The organism is Kocuria cellulosilytica, assembly GCF_040981245.1.
Classification (GTDB): Bacteria; Actinomycetota; Actinomycetes; order Actinomycetales; family Micrococcaceae; genus Kocuria; species Kocuria cellulosilytica.
On the sequence record NZ_JAVFWZ010000062.1, the window covers coordinates 1 to 622 of the forward strand.

At 74.3% G+C, this 622-nt stretch carries 2 pseudogenes; both read left to right on the top strand.

Annotation, left to right across the window (positions count from 1 at the left end):
- A pseudogene (locus RCG67_RS16985) lies at positions 1–344 on the top strand (hypothetical protein); the annotation flags it as partial.
- 133 nt (positions 345–477) lie between these two features.
- Positions 478–622: pseudogene (locus RCG67_RS16990) on the top strand (GDSL-type esterase/lipase family protein); the annotation flags it as partial.

Below are 622 nucleotides of genomic sequence, written 5' to 3' on the forward strand. Positions count from 1 at the left end.
TCGTCCTGGTCTCGGGCCGGCTCTACTACGACCTCGTGTCGGCGCGCGAGGAGCGCAAGGACCGGAGCACCGCGATCGTCCGCGTCGAGCAGCTCTACCCGCTGCCGCTCGCGGAGATCCGGGAGGAGCTCGGCAAGTACCCGGAGGCACGACTCACCTGGGCCCAGGACGAGCCCGCCAACCAGGGGGCCTGGCCGTTCATGGCCGTCAACCTGGTCCCGCAGCTCGACCGCAAGGTGCGCCTGGCGTCCCGCCCGGCCTCGGCGTCCCCGGCCAACGGCTCGGCCAAGCGCCACGCCGCCGAGCTCGAGACCCTGGTGCAGACCGCCTTCGAGCGGGACTGAGCCCGTCCGGGACGGCGGGGGCCCGCGCCCCCGCCGTCCCGCACGTCCCCGGCGAGCGGCGCCGGCCCGTGCCCACGGGCCGGCGCCGCTCGTTCCCCCCAGAGCACCCTCACCCCCGACCAGAAAGTACGACGTGGAGCAACGAAGGATCAGAATTGTCGCAGTCGGTGACGAGCTGCTGGCCGGCGAGGGCGACCCGCGGGCCCTGGGCTGGTTCGGGCGGGTCATGGCCCGCACCCCGCACCATGTGGCCCCCGTGTCGGCCTACAACCTGGCCG